At 65.9% G+C, this 16,138-nt stretch carries 17 protein-coding genes; 8 read left to right on the top strand and 9 right to left on the bottom strand.

Features of this window, described 5'->3' with window-relative positions; all coding sequences use genetic code 11:
- Positions 1–30 precede the first annotated feature (30 nt).
- Positions 31–498: an MmpS family transport accessory protein gene (locus tag KCTC_RS05495; RefSeq protein WP_125567503.1), complete on the bottom strand. Its 468-nt coding sequence runs from the start codon at positions 496–498 to the stop codon at positions 31–33.
- A 127-nt stretch (positions 499–625) separates the two neighbouring features.
- Between KCTC_RS05495 and KCTC_RS05490 the strand changes: the two genes are divergently transcribed.
- The 3 genes from KCTC_RS05490 to KCTC_RS05480 all read left to right on the top strand — a co-directional run bounded on the left by KCTC_RS05490 (position 626) and on the right by KCTC_RS05480 (position 1,992).
- Positions 626–877 (top strand): helix-turn-helix domain-containing protein, encoded by a 252-nt coding sequence (locus tag KCTC_RS05490; protein WP_125567501.1) that lies wholly within the window; start codon positions 626–628, stop codon positions 875–877.
- A gap of 9 nt (positions 878–886) precedes the next feature.
- On the top strand, positions 887–1,489 hold the full coding sequence (locus tag KCTC_RS05485) for a cation transporter (protein WP_125567500.1): 603 nt from the start codon (positions 887–889) through the stop codon (positions 1,487–1,489).
- A 137-nt stretch (positions 1,490–1,626) separates the two neighbouring features.
- Positions 1,627–1,992 carry a hypothetical protein gene (locus KCTC_RS05480; RefSeq protein ID WP_125567498.1) on the top strand — a complete coding sequence of 122 codons (366 nt, stop codon included), beginning with the start codon at positions 1,627–1,629 and terminating at the stop codon, positions 1,990–1,992.
- A 1-nt stretch (position 1,993) separates the two neighbouring features.
- On the opposite strand, the gene KCTC_RS05475 is transcribed toward KCTC_RS05480, so the two are convergent.
- The gene (locus tag KCTC_RS05475; RefSeq protein ID WP_125567496.1) at positions 1,994–3,145 is read right to left on the bottom strand and encodes an alpha/beta hydrolase; all 1,152 of its coding nucleotides are present in this window, start codon (positions 3,143–3,145) and stop codon (positions 1,994–1,996) included.
- A gap of 63 nt (positions 3,146–3,208) precedes the next feature.
- The gene (locus tag KCTC_RS05470; protein ID WP_125567494.1) at positions 3,209–4,726 is read right to left on the bottom strand and encodes a metallophosphoesterase family protein; all 1,518 of its coding nucleotides are present in this window, start codon (positions 4,724–4,726) and stop codon (positions 3,209–3,211) included.
- Between the two features lie 122 nt (positions 4,727–4,848).
- On the opposite strand from KCTC_RS05470, the gene KCTC_RS05465 reads away from it, so the two are divergent.
- On the top strand, positions 4,849–5,727 hold the full coding sequence (locus KCTC_RS05465) for an SDR family oxidoreductase (RefSeq protein ID WP_125567492.1): 879 nt from the start codon (positions 4,849–4,851) through the stop codon (positions 5,725–5,727).
- Positions 5,724–6,278 (top strand): carboxymuconolactone decarboxylase family protein, encoded by a 555-nt coding sequence (locus KCTC_RS05460; protein ID WP_125567490.1) that lies wholly within the window; start codon positions 5,724–5,726, stop codon positions 6,276–6,278. The genes KCTC_RS05465 and KCTC_RS05460 overlap by 4 nt, the downstream gene beginning before the upstream one ends.
- Here KCTC_RS05460 and KCTC_RS05455 read toward each other — a convergent pair.
- The 4 genes from KCTC_RS05455 to KCTC_RS05440 all read right to left on the bottom strand — a co-directional run bounded on the left by KCTC_RS05455 (position 6,261) and on the right by KCTC_RS05440 (position 9,758).
- Positions 6,261–7,607: a hypothetical protein gene (locus KCTC_RS05455; protein ID WP_125567488.1), complete on the bottom strand. Its 1,347-nt coding sequence runs from the start codon at positions 7,605–7,607 to the stop codon at positions 6,261–6,263. The two genes, KCTC_RS05460 and KCTC_RS05455, sit on opposite strands and share 18 nt — an antisense overlap.
- Before the next feature lie 74 nt (positions 7,608–7,681).
- Positions 7,682–8,620, bottom strand: coding sequence for a cation diffusion facilitator family transporter (locus tag KCTC_RS05450; protein ID WP_231998849.1), 939 nt, complete (start codon positions 8,618–8,620; stop codon positions 7,682–7,684).
- Between the two features lie 91 nt (positions 8,621–8,711).
- Complete coding sequence (locus tag KCTC_RS05445) at positions 8,712–8,969, bottom strand: hypothetical protein (protein ID WP_125567485.1); 258 nt, start codon at positions 8,967–8,969, stop codon at positions 8,712–8,714.
- 6 nt (positions 8,970–8,975) lie between these two features.
- Complete coding sequence (locus KCTC_RS05440) at positions 8,976–9,758, bottom strand: exodeoxyribonuclease III (protein WP_125567484.1); 783 nt, start codon at positions 9,756–9,758, stop codon at positions 8,976–8,978.
- Between the two features lie 33 nt (positions 9,759–9,791).
- Between KCTC_RS05440 and KCTC_RS05435 the strand changes: the two genes are divergently transcribed.
- The gene (locus tag KCTC_RS05435) at positions 9,792–11,528 is read left to right on the top strand and encodes an NAD-binding protein (protein ID WP_125567482.1); all 1,737 of its coding nucleotides are present in this window, start codon (positions 9,792–9,794) and stop codon (positions 11,526–11,528) included.
- Here the strand turns inward: KCTC_RS05435 and KCTC_RS05430 are convergent.
- Positions 11,525–11,941: a VOC family protein gene (locus tag KCTC_RS05430; protein ID WP_125567480.1), complete on the bottom strand. Its 417-nt coding sequence runs from the start codon at positions 11,939–11,941 to the stop codon at positions 11,525–11,527. The two genes, KCTC_RS05435 and KCTC_RS05430, sit on opposite strands and share 4 nt — an antisense overlap.
- A gap of 64 nt (positions 11,942–12,005) precedes the next feature.
- Between KCTC_RS05430 and ychF the strand changes: the two genes are divergently transcribed.
- Together ychF and KCTC_RS05420 are read left to right on the top strand one after the other, a co-directional pair.
- Entirely contained in the window at positions 12,006–13,079 is a 1,074-nt protein-coding gene (ychF, locus tag KCTC_RS05425; protein ID WP_125567478.1) for a redox-regulated ATPase YchF, read from the top strand.
- A gap of 235 nt (positions 13,080–13,314) precedes the next feature.
- Positions 13,315–14,061 (top strand): TIGR02391 family protein, encoded by a 747-nt coding sequence (locus KCTC_RS05420; protein ID WP_231998890.1) that lies wholly within the window; start codon positions 13,315–13,317, stop codon positions 14,059–14,061.
- A gap of 243 nt (positions 14,062–14,304) precedes the next feature.
- On the opposite strand, the gene KCTC_RS05415 is transcribed toward KCTC_RS05420, so the two are convergent.
- Positions 14,305–16,125, bottom strand: coding sequence for a DUF262 domain-containing protein (locus KCTC_RS05415; protein WP_164512486.1), 1,821 nt, complete (start codon positions 16,123–16,125; stop codon positions 14,305–14,307).
- Positions 16,126–16,138: the final 13 nt, after the last annotated feature.

The following is a 16,138-nucleotide window of genomic DNA, read 5'->3' as shown; positions in this document are numbered from 1 at the left end:
GCAGTAGCGGCACGGCCCCCTTCGTGGTGCCTACTTGGTGTAGTCGCAGCTTGCGATCGCTCCGACGCCGGAGCTCTGGTTCTTGATGACGCTCTTGCCGTCGACCTTGATCTCGCATGTCACGGTCGCCGAGTTGCCGCTGTTCATGTTCGTGTTCTGGACCATCAACTGGTACACGGCAAGCAGGTCTCCCTTGATGTTGAGCGCCTTGTTCCACGGCAGCTTCTGATCCTGCAACTGGGAGGTTGAGGTCGAGCCGTCGGTCGTGAAGGTCAGACTCGCGCTGCCAGCCGTTCCGCCTGCGATGTACTCCACCTTGTGGGACGTGTTGTTGGCCGTGTCAATCGCCTTCTTTGCGCCGCTGACAATCACCACGACGATGACGACGATGGCCGCAACTCCGGCGAGGAGCACGAACAAGCAGTTCCGGAAGAAGTGACTCTTCTGCTTGATGATGATCGTCTGCGGTGCCTGAGGCGGCTGAGGTGCGTCGGACATGTGTAGTGGTCCCTCCCATGGGTTGGTGCTCAAATTTGAGCAAAACCTGAGACTACACAAATATGAGTAAAGACAACCCGTATTAGGGCTGGATTGGTACGGTTCTGGTTGGCAGGCTCATCGAGTCATGACTGGGGAGTTTGGACCGCTTCTTGCTGCGTTGGGTGCGAACCTGCGCGCCGAGCGCGTACGCCGAAATCTGACCCAGGAGGCAGTCGCCGGTCGGTCCGGTCTGGCGGTCACCCAGTTGGCTCGCATGGAGCGTGGCGAGACCGATTCCGGGATCAGCAAGTACGTACGCGTCGCCGCGGCCATCGGCATCAGCCCGGTCGACCTGTTCTGGAATGTGGATCTGCAGGTGGGTGGCGAGGATCGGTAGCCTCGGCCCATGACGCAATCCGCTGTGAAGCAGGCGCTCAACCTCTCATACGCAGCGATCGCGTGGACGTTGGTCAGCGGCGTCGTCGGCGTCGTGGTCGGTGTCTCGGCCGCCAGCACCGCGTTGGTCGGCACCTCCGCGGACGTGCTGGCCGACATGGCTGCCTCGATCGTCCTGGTCTGGCGCTTCCGCGCCGAGATCAACGGACACCCGATCGGCGTGAAGGCCGAGCACATCGCGGAGCGCGTGGCGGCGGCGGCCCTGTGCCTGGTCGCGGTGGGGATCGCGGTGGCCGCGAGTCTCAGCCTGGCTTCTGGGGAGGCTGCTCACGGCTCGGTCCTGAGCCTGGCGATCCCGATCGCATCGGTCCTGGTCCTGCCGCTCTTCGCGGTGGCGAAGTATCGCCTGGCCGTCACCGTCCCCAGCGCGGCGCTGAAGGTGGACGGCCACATCACCCTCGTGGGAGCCGGAATGGCCGTCATCACGCTGGTCGGGCTCGCGCTCACGAAGGCGTACGGATGGGCCTGGGCTGATCCGTCGGCGGCGCTCGTCGTGGCTGCGCTCGCCTTGGCGGTCGGCGCAAGAACGTTCATCGCCTCAGAACGGGATTAGGCAAGAGTCCCCCTTTCAGGGGGTCGCCAGACGTTCGACTGCAGGCCCGCGGCCAGCCGACTTACGGTGATCGGGTTCCGATCACGCTGGGGAGGTGGCCGATGCATTTCAGGCGCGCGCTCGTGGGGGTTTCCGCGATGATCGCCGTCCCGTTCGCCGTGGGGCAGGCGTCGGCCGGAGCCGACACCCGGCCGCCGACCGGATGCTTCATCACAATGACCCCCACGTTCATCGTGACCTGCGACGGCATGATCGTCTGGGGCCGGCAGCACGGGATGCCGCAGGTCCATTCGGTCGTGGCTGTGGACGCGCCGGTCGTGTCCGACGGGATGACGGTGACGTATGCGTGGAAGGTCGGCACCGTCTACCACTACGACCACCACTACTACGGCATCGGTTGGTCCTGCGTGGGCAAGAACCTGAGCGTGAAGGTCCTGGTCAGGACCCACCACGGCGGGTTCTCGCGGTACTACAACTTCGGCGTGGTGAAGCCCCGGGCCTGAATCATCGGAGCAGAGTGCGTACGAAAGGCTCGCTGTCGGGCAGCGACGCCGCCATCGTCCCGTTGTGGTCGGTCGGGTACGTGTGGAACGTGACCGGCTGGTGGTTGAGGACCAACTGGAGGACGTACGCCAGCGTGATGGCCATCGGGACGTCGGTGTCGATGAGGCCGTTGGCCATGAAGAATGGCTTGTCGTATCCGCTCGTCGGCATGGCCATGTACTTCGAGACGACGTCTGCGAAGTTCGGCAGGCTCAGCGTCGGCGCGGTGAACCAGTCACCGAGGTTGGTCGCGCCGACAGTCGTCTCGTACTGCGTGACGCACTGCTGCTCGGCCAGCGCGAGGTACTTCTTGCCTTCGGCGGTGAGGATCGAGTCGATGCCGAGCTCGGGGTGCACGTGCCGCAGGCTGGCGAGGATGTAGCCGATGTAGGACGTGATCCCGGCAGGTAACGCGGCCACCGGCGGGATGTGCGGGCCGAGGATGAGCATCGTCTTCTCGATGTTCGCCGGCGTACCGGTGCCGACGGCGCCGCGATAGTCGAGTGCACTGCCGCCCAACTGGGTGGCGTACCGCGCCGCGTAGATCGCCGCTCCACCGCCCTGTGACTGGCCGATGATCACGTACTTGCGTGCCAACTGACGCCACGCGGGCCCGGCGTTGGCGAACGTACGCGCTGCCTTCACGATGTCGACGATGTTGTGGGACTCGCTCAGCCCGTGCAGGTACGCGGGGACGCCCGGCGTACCGAGGCCGGCGTAGTCGGTCGCGACCACTGCGTACCCCTGGCTCATCCAGGATTTGAGGTACGCAAAGTCGCGAGCCTTGTCGGCCGGACCGACGCGTGAGGGGGCACAGGCGTCGGCGAGGCCGGAGGTGCCGTGCGCCCAGGAGATCACCGGCCAGCCGCCGCGTGGCGGCGTGCCGTTCGGAATCATCACTTCACCGGTGACCGGGACGACGTGACCGAAGGCATCGGTGCTCGTGTACGTGATCCGCCACCCCTGGCGGGTCCCGGGGACCCAGAGTGTCGGCGGGAGGCTGCTCACGCTCAACGTCGTCCCGACAGGCGTCGTCGACGCCTCAGCCTGCGGCTGGACGACGGCCAACGCCGAGGCAAGGAGGGCGAGCGGGAGGAGCAACCGGCGAAGCATGCGGTCATTCAAACACCGAAGCGCGCCCGGCGGTCCTGAAACCACCGGGCGCGCTTCGCCGGATCAGCAGGTGGCCGTGCCCGAGTCCGAGAAGGCCATGTCGGTCGCGGCGTTCGCGTCGTCGACCGGGACCGACGACGGCTGGTAGGACCAGGCGTACGTGCCGTTGTCGTTCAGCGTCATCTTCAGGGCGCCGAAGGCCTTGGCCTGCGCGGTGACCTGGTTGGCAGCCGGGGTGGCGGGCAGCTTGTCGAGAGCCTCGCCGCCGGTACCGACGATGAACTCCGGGATGCCCTTGGAGTCAGCGGCGCCCGAGGCATTCATCGGCGCGAACCGTGCGTACAGGTGCTCGTGGCCGTTCAGCACGATCGCGTGGCCGTGGGCGTACAACAGGTTCCACCAGGCACCGCCGAGCTTGGTGCCCTCGACCGACGTCGAACCGCTCGCCGAGAAGGTCGGCTGGTGCCAGTACGCGATGGTGCACGTGGCGGTGTCGGAGGCCAGGTCCGAGGTCAGCCAGTCGGTCTCGGCCTTGGCGACGCTGCCGGCAACGGTCGGGTCGCAGGTGGTCGACGACGCCGTGGCTGCAGCGCCCGTACCGCCGAAGGTCTTCGCGCCGCACTCGACGTTGAGCGAGATCACGTGCCAGTTGCCGAGGTTGTAGGAGTACCACCCCTGGTTGTAGTCGCCGGCCTGACCCCAGGCGCGCGGGTTGCCGTTCGCGTCCATGCCGTTGAAGTAGGAGAAGTAGCCGAGACCGTCCTGCGGCGCCTCGCCGCCCCACTTGGCGTTGTTGCCGTAGTACTCGTGGTTGCCCGGGGCCGGGCGGGTGAGCCACTTGAGGGCGCCGTAGTCCTTGTCGTACGACTCCTGGAAGTCGGACAGCTTGGCGGTCTGGTACTGCTCGTCGCCAAGAAGGGCGACGGCGGCGGGCTTCCATCCCTCGATCTGGTCGACCGTCGCGTACGCGCCGGCCATGCCGGTGGCGGTGTTCGGTGCGGGGCTCGGGGTCGGTGATCCGCTCGGCGGCGCCGCCTCGTTGTCGCCGATGCTGAATCCGTCGCACTTGCCGGTCGAGATGCCGGAGTTGGTGAGGTCGTCGGGCATGCACGCGGTGTCGCCGACCACGGCGAGTGTCATCGGCCCGAAGGTCGGTGCGGCCGTGACCGTCGCCGTCGTGGTGGTCGTCGCGGTCGCCGTGGCCGTCGCGGTCGTGGTGGTGTTGGCCGTCACGGTGGCGGTGGTGGTGACAGCCGGCTTGGCCGCGACCTCGCACGCGATCAGCGCCGCCTGCGCCTTGGTGTTCTGGGCAGACCAGGCGGCCAGCCCGGCCTTGGCGGCCGTGATGAGCGCTGCCTTGTGGGTGCGTTGGAACGGAGTCGCGCCAGGCAGGGACTCCGCCGCCACGAGGACGGCGGTGCTCTGCTGCACCATCTGCTGGGTGTGGGTCAGGTACGCCGTCTGCGGGGCGCAGACGGCCGAGGGATCGGTGGTGGCGCTGGCCACGATCGGGACGACCACGACCGTGGCTGCGGCCGCAACAGCTGCGGCGGCGAGGGTTGCGCGGGTGGGACGCTTCACGGGGTTTCTCCTCGTACGAGCTGCCGCAACTGGCAGGGGGCGCACGGAGCCAATCGGTCCCAGGTGACGGTGAGGCGACGTGGAGGAGACGGATGGCCGTCGATCGCCTTTAGTCTCTCGGTATGAGACCTCCGGTGAAGTCCGTGGATGGTGCGCTGGTCCTGGTGACGGGAGCTGCCAGCGGCATCGGTCGCGCTGTGGCGAGTCGGAGCGCGGCTGAGGGCGCACGCCTCGTCCTGACCGACATCAACGCCGTCGAGCTGGGCCGTTTCGCTGCCGAGTTGATGGCTGCGGGTCATGACGTGGTGGACGCTACGGCTCTGGATCTCAGCGACCACGTGGTCGTACGCGCCTGGGCCGAACGGTTGACCGCCGAGGTCGGGTCGATGGACGTGGTGATGAACGTTGCCGGCATCTCGTCGTGGGGGACGATCTCGGCAATGCCGCACAGCACGTGGCGGCGGATCGTGGACGTCAATCTGATGGGCCCGATCGCCGTCCTCGAATACTTCGTGCCTCCGATGATCGAAGCCCGTCGCGGCGGTCAGATCGTCAACGTGTCCTCCGCCGCGGGGATCATCGGGATGCCCTGGCACGCGGCGTACTCGGCTTCGAAGTTCGGGCTCCGCGGAGTCTCGGAGGTGCTTCGCTTCGACCTCGCCCGGCACCGGATCGGGGTCAGTCTGGTCTGCCCGGGCGGGGTGGACACCGGGCTGGTGCGCACGATCGAGATCGCCGGGGTGGACAAGGCGAGCCCGCGGTTCCTCAAGCTGCGGGAGGGCTTCCGGAAGCACGCCGTCAGCCCGGACCGGGCGGCCGCGTCGATCCTGCGGGGGATGAAGAAGAACCGCTTCTGGGTCTACACCTCGACCGACATCCGGCTCGCGCACCTGTTGCAGCGGTACTTCCCGCCGGGCTACGTCCTGGCGATGACGATCCTCAATCGCGCCGCGAATCTCGCCCTGCCGGCCGTCAAGCGCGCGGTTCGGGTGGAGGAGTGAACGCCCCGCGGATCGCGCCCGGTGGCGTACGCGAACTCGGCCTGCCGATCTGGACTTTTTCCCGGATCGCGGGACGGGTGACGGACACCGAACCTCCGGCGATCTTCACCACGCTGGGACGCGGTCGAGGGTTGTTCTGGGGCTGGTTGCACTTCGCCGGCAAGCTGATGCCGGGCGGCACGTTGCCTCGTCGCCAGACCGAGTTGGTGATCCTGCGGGTGGCGGCGCTCCGCGACTGCGCGTACGAGTTCGAGCACCACTCGTTGCTGGGCAGGCGTGCGGGGGTCAGCGCCGAGGATCTCGTACGCGTGCGCGAGGGGTCGGGTGCTGACCGATGGTCGGAGGCCGAGCAACTCCTGATGCAGACTGCGGAGGAACTCGTCACCACCAAGGACCTGTCGGATGCGACCTGGGAGCGGCTGCGCGGAGCGTACGACGAGCGCGGGGCGCTCGAGGTGGTCCTGCTCATCGGTCACTACGACATGCTCGCGACGACGTTGATGACGCTGCGACTCTCGCCCGATCGCAGGCGGTCAGGACGCGGACGCTGAGATCGGTCCGTCCGGCGTGCCCGGGCCGAGGATCGCCGGTTCGAGGAGTGGCGTACGCCGTGGTCGGGGGAGCAGATGCAGCAACCGATGGGCCAACCGCCGAAGCGATCGACTCACCCACGGTCGCGGACGTACGTCCAGGACGTAGTGATCCAGGACCTCGGTGATCGCCGACGGGACTGACGCGACATCGGGCACGGCGAGGTGGACGACGCCGGTCGTGTAGCTGGAGTTGACCGTGTCGGGGATGCGATCGCCGACACGGTGGTGCATGTCGACTTCCATCACGCCCGGGAGAGCGGCGAGGTCTGAGGCGGAGCTGAGCGCCTTGATCCTTCCGGGCTGCACCGGCAGGTGGTAGTTGACCCCGACCGACTCCGGTGTGGTCGCGGAGACCTCCACGCTCTCGCCGAGGGTCAGCCGCATCATCAGGTCCCACAGGTCCACGCCGTACGCGAGCCGGATGGCATCGGGGATGCCGCCGCCGGCAGGTCTGCATGCGGCCTCTCCGAGGACCAGGCCGTCGGGCGTACGGAACAACTCGATGTGCGTGACGCCGTCACGAAGGCCGAGCGCCGCGACTGCAGCTTCATTGAGTCGCCCGATCTGGGCCGCGAGTTCGGAGGAGTCCGGAAGGAGGAACGAGCCGTTCTGTGCGACCGGGCAGTTCAGCAACGGGGCGAGGTACTGGGAGGCGGCCGAGAAGACCACGGTGCCGTCGATGACAACGCTGTCGCAGTGGAACTCGTCCAGCACCGTGAGGAATGGCTCCACGATCAGCGGGACGTCGACCGACTTGAGGCCGAGCGGGCCCGAGGTCGACAAGCGGCGGGCCAGGTCGTCCGGTCCGGCGACTTCGAAGACCTGGACTGCCCCACCGCCGAGCGTCGGCTTCACGATCACCGGCCAGCCCATGCCTTCGGCGACGGTGGCGACGTCCTCCGGGCTCGGCGCAAGGTGGGCGTGGGCGGTCGGCAGTCCCGCGGATGCGTACGCCCGCTTGGTGAGGAGCTTGTTGCTGAACCGGTTCGCGACGTCGTACGAGGTGCCGGGTAGGCCGTAGCGCGACCGGAGGTGGCCGGCGGCCGGTTGACCGATCTCGAACAGCGCGACGATGGCATCGACCGGGCCGGTGCGCAGGATCCGTTCGTACGCCTCCGTCACTGCCGCGATGTCGTGGAGGCTCCACACCGTGATGCACCGGATGTCAGCCGGGTACTGCTGCTCGTGATGCGGCTCGGTGATCACGCTGCACCGATGGCCCGCGAGCCGCTTCAGGACAGCATCAGGCAGCCGGTTGCCGGCAGGCTGGATGAGCGTCAGATGCATGAGTGGGAAGGACTTCGTGTCGGCTGGTGGGTCGTGCGCGATCGTACCCAGTCGGGACGCGTGATCCGTCAGGTTCAGGCGTGCACGGTGTGCTCGTGCTCCCCGTGGCTCTCGGGCTCGAGTTGGAACGTGGAGTGGTCGACCTCGAAGTGCCCGTCGAGGCACTGGTGCACCTGCGCGAGGATCTCGGCCGCGTGACCGTCGTTGAAGCACCCGTCCTGGATGACCAGATGCGCCGACAGACTGGGGAGGTCGGAGGTGACCGTCCAGACGTGCAGGTCGTGGACGTCGGTGACGTGATCGACGGCCAGCAGGTGCTCCCGGATCGCGTCCATGTCGATGTGTGCCGGAGCGGCCTCGAGGAGTACGCGACCTGAGTCGCGCAGCAGACCCCAGCTGGCCTTCAGCATCAGTGCGACGACGACCAGTGACGCGACCGCGTCTGCCTTCGCCCAGCCGGTGGTGAGGATCACGGCCGCAGCAATGATCGTGCCGATGAAGCCGTACAGGTCGGTCAGGATGTGCTGGTACGCCCCCTCGACGTTGAGGCTCGATCGGTTTGCCCTGGCGAGCAGCCAAGCGGCAGCAATGTTGACGACGACACCGACCAACGCCGTGGCGAGCACCGCCGTGCCGTTGACGGCGGTGTTGGTGGTGGCGAGCCTGCGGATCGCCTCGACCGCCACGACGGCGGCGATGACCAGCATGGAGACGCCGTTGGCGAGGGCGGAGAGGATCTCCGCGCGCTTCCAGCCGAACGTCCAGGCGCCACGCGCCGGACGAGCAGCCAGTCGCATCGCCCAGATCGCGACACCGATCGCACCGGCGTCGGTGAGCATGTGGCCGGCGTCGGAGAGCAGCGCCAGCGAGTGCGAGACGAACGCGACGACGACCTCGCCGACCATGTACGCGACCAGCAGGCCGAGGGCGCTTGCGAGGTAGCGGCCGTCGGCGTTCTCGGAGATGCCGTGGTCGTGCCCGTGCGAGGACCCGTGGTCGTGATCGTGGCTCACATGACCAATCTGCCAGATCGCCGGTGCCGGGTCGCGCTCGTCCAGATCGAAGATGCACCGGTCAGGGTGCTGCCGGACCGGCGGAGGCGCCTCAGCCCGACAGTGGTTCGCGTACGAATGTGCGCCGACGCAATGCGCGCCAGAAGCCGAGCCAATACGCGAGCGACGCAAGGAGCGGTCCCAAGAAGATGAGGGCCAAGACGATGACCCACTTGCGCTGACCTGACGCGCTCCACACTTCGGTAGGTGTAAAGATGGCGCTGAACCAAGCCGCCATCCATGCGCCGAAGACCAGCAACTCGATCGCGATCAGCGCGATTTGGGTTGGCAGTGGCAGTCCGGGGAACATCGCGGGTCAATCTGCCAGATCGACCACGACCGGCGCGTGGTCGGATGGCGCGCCTGCGAACTTCGCGGGGTCGCGCTCTTCGAGGTCCACGAACGCGCCCGTCACCCGCTCCGCGAAGGTCGGTGACCCCAGCACGAAGTCGATCCGCAACCCGCGGTTCCGTTCGAAGCGTTGGCGGTAGTAGTCGAAGTACGTGTACTTCTCAGGACCCGGCACGTGCGGACGTACGACATCGCGGTAGTCCGCCTCGATCGCGAAGAACGCGTCGCGCTCGGGCTGGGTGAGGTGCGTGGAGTTCTTGAACTGCGAGGGGTCGAAGCAGTCCTCGTCGAAGGGGCAGACGTTCCAGTCGCCGACGAGCGCGGTCGGGGTGCCGTGCCACTCGGACGAGGCGGCCTTCAGTGCAGCGAGCCATTCGAGTTTGTACGCGTAGTGCGGATCGTCCGGCTTGCGGCCGTTGGGTACGTACAGCGACCAGATCCCGACGCCGCCACACACCGCGCCCAACGCGCGGGCTTCGGCCTTGCCATTGAACTCCGGCATGCCCGGGAAGCCGACCTTGATGTCCTCGATGCCGACCCGCGACACGAGTGCGACGCCGTTCCACTGGTCGTAGCCGACCGCGGCGACCTCGTACCCGGCGATCTCGAGGTTCATCGTCGGGATCTGGTCGGGGACGGCCTTCGTTTCCTGCAGCGCAAGCACGTCGATGTCGTTGCGCTCGAGGAACGCCTCGACCCGGTCGATGCGGCTGCGGACAGAGTTGACGTTCCAGGTGGCAATTCGCACGAGGCAAAACTACCGGGCACTAGCGTGACCTTCATGACGGCCGGTGACGATCCCCGCAACTGGGCGGGTCATGTCATCGTCTGCGGCCTGGATGACGACGGCGTACGCGTCGTCGAGCAGCTCGATGCCGCCGGTGCTCGCGTCGTCGTGGTCGACGAATCCCCGGCACCGGCCACGCCCCGCGAACTCGAGGCGCTCGGGATTCCGCTGATCAAGGCCGACCCTCGGCTGCCGGAGACGCTGGAGTCAGCCGGGGCGCGGCGTGCCTCGGCGATCGTCTGCATCGGGTCTGACGACCTGCTGACCCTGGCGACAGCCTTGCTCGCCCACGAGCTCCATCCGGGGATCCGCGTCGTGGTCCAGGTCCACAACGCCTCCGTCGGTCGCGCCCTCGGCGCGATCAACGCCTCCGTCCTTGATGTCGCCCGTCTGGCGTCGGCGTCGATCATCGAGGCAGCTCTGGGCCACGGCGTACGCCAACTGCAGCTCGGGCCGAACGCCTTCGCCGTCGCGAACGCCAAGGTGCGCCGGGACGGGTCCTTGCGGTCGCTCTACGGCGACCTCGCCCCGCTGGCGATCATGCGTCCAGACGGCACCACAGAACTCTCGCCCGGACGCGACACCGAGGTGTCCGTGGGTGAGCGCGTCGTCATGATCGGTTCGCCGGCAGGGATCGAGGGCGCAGGTCTGGGGCAGCGGAAGCGCCACATCAGCGTCGTCGAATCGCGGGACGCCCGTCGATCGCTGGTACGAGACGTCGTCGCCGGCGTCGACCGTCCGGTCCGGTACGCCCTCACCGCCCTGATGGGGCTGGTCCTGATCTCGGTCGCGGTCCTCCGGCTCGGCTACCACGACGGTCGCGGTCACATGTCGATCCTCGATGCGCTGTATTTCACCGTCGAGACGATCGGCACGGTCGGCTTCGGTGACTTCTACTTCCGGGACCAGCCCGAATGGCTCCGGATCTGGGCGATCGGCTTGATGATCGTCGGAGCGATCCTCGCCACCGTGTTCTTCGCGATGCTCACGAACATGTTGGTCACTCGTCGGCTCGCCGAGACGCTGGGTCGTCGGCGGATCACCGGTCTGGTGGATCACGTGATCGTGATCGGCGCAGGCTCGGTCGGCGTCGCCGTGGTCGACAGCCTCGTCGAGCGGGGCAAGGACGTCGTCGTCATCGACGCAGACGACAGCAATCGGTACCTCGGCCACCTGCGGGACAAGAAGGTCCCGGTCGTCATCGCGGATGCGACCCAGCCCGAGACCCTGTCCGACGCGGGTCTGGACCGCGCCCGCGGCGTCGCCGTCCTGACCTCCGACGATCTGGCCAACATCGAGACCGGCCTCGCGATCCGAGACATGCTGGGGGAGCGATGGGCCAAGGTCCCGGTCGTCCTGCGACTCTTCGAACCGCGCTTGATGAAGACCGTCACCACATCCTTCGGTTTCGGGTTCGTACGCTCGCCGGCCGCCCTCGCGGCGCCGTGGTTCGTCGGCGCGGCCTTCGGCCTGCACGTGATCGACACGTTCTACGTGGCTGATCGGCCGATGCTGGTGGCGCGGATGACGGTGTCCAAGGACGGGCTCGCCGGGCGTGCGATGGGTGACCTCTCGGCCCAGATCCGCGTGGTGGCTTTGCTCCGCGCCGATGGAGCCAGCGACCTCGCGCCTCGCCGCGACACCCGCTTCGAGGCCGGTGACACGGCCTACCTCGTGGGCCCGTACGAGGAGTTGCTGCAGCTGCTGCGCGGTGACGCTCTCGCGACCTAGAGTTCCTCGATCCGGAAGGTCCGGCTGGGCCTGGTCGTACGCTCCGCGTCCGAGCGGAGGATGCAGAACTCGTTGCCCTCTGGGTCGGCGAGGACAGCCCAACCACCGTCACCCTGGATCGCGCGGCGGTCGTCGATCATCTGCGCGCCGGCAGCGAGCGCGACCTCGACCTGGGCGTCGCGGGTGCTGTCGGTGGGAGTCAGATCGAAGTGGATCCGGTTCTTCGCGGTCTTCCCCTCGGGCACCGGGATGAAGAGCAGGCACATCCCGGGCGGCGGCGGATAGGACGGTGCCACGAGGATCTCGGGGTCGGCATCGGAGAACACGTGCCACCCGAGCAGGCTCGCCCAGAACTGCGCCAGGGGAAGCGCTTCGTCGCAGTCGAAGGTCGCGGTGGTGATCTTCAGCGTCATTCCTCCATCCAACACCTGCTGAGGGTTCGTTCGGGGCGTACGCAGCGCCGTAGAGTTTCGGCCCGTGGCTCTCACCATCGGCATCGTCGGACTCCCCAACGCGGGCAAGTCGACGCTCTTCAACGCCCTGACCAAGAACAACGTGCTCGCGGCGAACTACCCGTTCGCCACGATCGAGCCGAACGTCGGTGTCGTGGGCGTTCCGGACGATCGCCTGGCGAAGCTGTCCACCATCTACGGATCTGAGCGGCTGCTGCCCGCGACGGTCGAGTTCGTCGACATCGCCGGCATCGTCCGCGGTGCGTCGCAGGGGGAGGGCCTGGGCAACAAGTTCCTCGCTCACATCCGCGAGTCGGCTGCGATCTGCCAGGTCACCCGGGTCTTCCGGGACGAGGACGTCACGCACGTCGACGGCGAGGTCAACCCGGGCAACGACATCTCCACGATCCAGACCGAACTGATCCTCGCCGACCTCGAGACGGTCGAGAAGGCCGTCGTACGTCTGGAGAAGGAGGCGAAGAAGAACAAGGACTTCGCCGCCAACTTCGAGGCCGCCAAGGAGGCCAAGGAGGCGCTCGAGTCGGGTACGCCGATCATCGCCACCAAGATCGATCGCGAACTCCTGCGCGAGCTGTCGCTGCTGACGGCCAAGCCGTTCATCTACGTCTTCAACTGCGACACCGACGAGCTCACCGACGAGGACCTCAAGGCTCAGATGCGCGAACTCATCGCTCCGGCCGAGGCGATCTTCCTCGACGCGAAGATCGAGTCCGAGCTGGTCGAGATGACCGACGAGGAAGCCCTGGAAATGCTGAACGACCTCGGCATCGACGAGTCCGGGCTCAACCAGCTCGCCCGGGTCGGCTTCGACACCCTCGGCCTGCAGACCTATCTGACCGCTGGTCCCAAGGAGGTACGCGCCTGGACGATCAGCAAGGGCGCCACTGCTCCTGAGGCTGCCGGCGTGATCCACACGGACTTCCAGAAGGGCTTCATCAAGGCGGAGGTCATCTCCTTCGATGATCTGATGACTGCCGGTTCCGTGGTCAAGGCTCGCGAGGTCGGCAAGGCCCGCATGGAGGGCAAGGACTACGTGATGAAGGACGGCGACGTGGTGGAGTTCCGTCACAACACGTGAGTGATGGCGGGACTTCTGGACCGGTTTGACCGCCTAACCGTGGGTGCGGGTTAGACCATTTTCGCAGAGCCCCGGTCCCCCTGCGCAACGCCGAAGATGAGGCTGGCCGGGCAACGAAGGTCGACCGCATCCGATACTCGTTCGTGCGTCTGCATGTTGTGACACATCATGTAGGCGACACCAATGCCCATAGCCCGCGTACGGTTCCGTGGCTGGGCCACGCCTGGGGTTGTCGGTGCTCGCTGCGAGAATCGCAGGCGTGGATACCGAGTGGGCGATCGAGCAGTGCCGAGAGTGGCTTCGGCTTCAGGAGCGCGTACCGATTCCCGAGGATAAGCGCGAACCGGGTGCGCCGAAGACACGGACCCGAGGGACGGAGGAAGCGCGCAACCGCGTGGGGAATCGTGTCCGCCTTGTTGCCGACGCGGTCTGGGAGAAGTGGAACAACGGTTACCGCTGGCGCCTTGAAGCCGGAGACGTTCGCTCGCTCATTTTCGAGTTGGAGGAAGGCTATGCGGTCCGCGAGCGCCTCGGCTTGTTGTCACCCGGCCCAGCTATTGCGGCTGATGCACTGCACCCTTGGGTCTGGGACGCTGCCCGACCGCACTGGGAGAGCAACAATCACGACGCCTCTGTCTGGGCCGCCGCGATCAATGTCAACTCGCAGTTGAAGGCGAAGATTGAGCGCCCCGATCTCGGCGAGACGAAGTTGGTGCAAGAGGCATTCGGTACGTCATTTCCCGAGCCCGGGAAGGTGCGCCTACGTCTGTGCGACGAGTCGAACCCCGACTTGTTCAAGGACCGGCACATCGGAGCGATCATGCTCGGGCAGGGTCTCTTTTCTGGTGTGCGGAACCCGCTGAACCACGTCGGGGCAGACGGGCTCACCGAGCAAGAGGCGCTGGAGACGCTGGCGACTTGGAGCCTGTTCGCGCGATGGGTCGCACAAGCTGAAGCAGTGAGGGGCGGAGAGGCCTCGTAGGCCCTTGAGGGGCACGGGCGATCGCACCAAATACTAAGCGCGCGTCTGGGGCAGGACATCCGAGGCGACTGGCTCGAGCGCGGTGGAGTTCCTCCACTGCAGGTGGCTATGGAGCGTAGCGCCCACCTTCGCATGGTCAAACGCGCGCCATAGTCGACCTGTATGACTCGTCCCAACGCAACTAATACTGCGTCCTACGACGCTCCGCCGCGTAGGCGGCGAAGGGCATCTCGCCGAAGGCGATCAATCCTCATCCAGAAGGATCTCGTCCGTGGTTTGGTCGTCTTCTTCAGGCAGCGTCGGAACCTGGCCTAGCCCAAGGTGGGTCTTCACGTTTTCCAACTCGTCGAATGCATAGGGAGCGGGGTACTCGGCGCAAGCACGTTCGGCCAATTCGCCCGAGCGTGCCACGATTTGCGCCTCGGACCATTCATCTAGGAGCGCGATCTCGGAGTTCAGCTTTAGCCAGTCGTCCTGGAGCATCGGCTTTTTCTCGCCAAACGGCTTCTGGCTCAGCTGTGGGTTGATCGCTGTCAACGTCAGGTTGCCAAGGACGTGAGCCAACGTTTGATGGGTTTGTGTTGCATTCTCGGAACCCCAGGACGTCAGGTCGCCCTCCCACTCAGTGGTGAGTTTCTGTGGCATGACGTGCTCAACCTGGTACTTGTTGCGGTCAAGCGAATCTGGCTTGTGCTTGGAGTATTTGATCAGCGAACTGTTGAGACGCTCTAGAACTCCGAAGACCCAATGCTGGCGAGACTTCAAGTAGATCGGGTTCTGGCTTGCGTAGTGCTTGACCGCATCGTCGTTAGGCCAAGTTCGAACATCCTGTCCTGAGGACAGGATCAGCCGTAGATAGGTGGCGACGTCCGCGTCGCTGAGATGCTCCTCAGCGCGGAGCTTCCGCGCAACTCCGACGAAGATCGACTTGTGAAGGTTCGGCTCGTAGCCCGCCAGCATTCGCCTGGCCATGAAGGAGAGAATCAAGTGGATGCAATCAGACAGCGCATCTCCGCTGAGTGACCCTGCTCGGTGCCTGCGCAAGAGGTACAGGACCAAACCCTCGGCCGGAAGGCTGCCCCAATGGTGAAGGTCGGTTAGCGCACGTTTCGCCGCAGTGATCGGGCAGCTATTGGGTTGGCGAATCCACGAAAATAGAGTTGCCGCCTCGATGAGGGCGGCTCCGTAAGCCAGTACATTGGCCGAATCGGTTTCATGGTTGGCCAAGTCCTTTTGGAAGTAGCTGAACACTGATTCGGTACTGCCAGAATGCCCTTGACTAATGCTCCATGCGGAGAAGTATCGTTCGATTTCGCGGCTCGACACGTGGCTTTCCATCTTGGACCATTGCGTCTCGTAGAAGCTCGCTCCCTTTTCTCCAAGCAGCAGGAAGAAGTAGTTCCTCACGAGATCGGACTGGCGAAGCGGCTTGCCGCCAGCGTTGAGGGTCTGGAAAACGCGGTGAGCATTGTCGTTCTCAGCGAGGGTCACCCAAACAGCTTCAAGTTTGGTCAGGATCGCCGCGAGGGTCGCATCGAGCTGATCCCGGGTCAGTGGGGCCAACACGCCCCTGAAGTATCCGTAGGCTTTGGTCACGGGTGATTCAGCGGATGTAGTCGTGTCTCCAGCCACGATCGCAGCGAAGCTGGGATCGTCGAACAGTTGTAGGACCAGGCGCTCGCGATGGCCATCCTTCAGGTTCGCGTTCATCAGCAACTGCGACGTGTAGTCCTGAAACTCCGTTGCCCTCTGGTCCTCGTCCGCTCCGAGCGCGACCACCGCATCGCGGATCGCTGCGACCAAGAGAAACAGCGTGATGGTGCGCTGTTGGCCGTCGACGATGTCGAACCGCTTGGCCTCAGATGGGATTCCGCTCACCGGGTGAGTCATGAAGACAAAGCTGCCCAAGAAGTGGGTGCGCTTCTCGTCGCGCGCCCGGACGATGTCGTCCCAGAGGTCTCGCCAGTCCGACTTGTCCCAGCTGTAGCGACGCTGCCAGACGGGGACGCGGACCTGCTGCTTGCTCTCGAACAGATTCGCTACGAGTGTCTCCTCAGCCTTCATGGACGCATCATGC

The sequence above is a fragment of the Nocardioides baekrokdamisoli genome, assembly GCF_003945325.1.
Taxonomy (GTDB): domain Bacteria; phylum Actinomycetota; class Actinomycetes; order Propionibacteriales; family Nocardioidaceae; genus Nocardioides; species Nocardioides baekrokdamisoli.
This window is presented reverse-complemented; position numbering and strand designations above follow the sequence as displayed.